Origin of the sequence: Bacillus sp. SIMBA_005 (assembly GCF_046535585.1) — a bacterium.
GTDB lineage: Bacteria > Bacillota > Bacilli > Bacillales > Bacillaceae > Bacillus > Bacillus pumilus.
In genome coordinates this window covers 1-278 of sequence record NZ_JAWRWI010000276.1, presented here as the reverse complement: position 1 = coordinate 278, position 278 = coordinate 1, and the positions used below count along the sequence as shown (strand labels likewise).

At 46.8% G+C, this 278-nt stretch carries 1 pseudogene; it reads right to left on the bottom strand.

The window, feature by feature from the left end:
* A pseudogene (locus tag SB660_RS20090) lies at positions 1-278 on the bottom strand (isochorismate synthase); the annotation flags it as partial.

The following is a 278-nucleotide window of genomic DNA, read 5'->3' as shown; positions in this document are numbered from 1 at the left end:
AATCATCCTTATCCAGCTCTTCGGCTGCTGCAATCACAGCCTGATCTTCTTGCTTGAAATCGGGAACCATAAATTCCGCCGCAAAAGCTTTTAAGCCTTCTAAAACAGCTTCTGCGTCTTCTCCTCCGCTTACCCATCTGTTAACTGTTAAGAACGGGCCTTCAGCAGTCATCGTCAGCATAAGCGCAGGCACAAAGAAATCCCCTTCCGAGAAATGGTCCCATTGTGAACCTCTTTCTTCGCAAGGGTCAAAAGAAAATCCTCCGAATAACACAGGT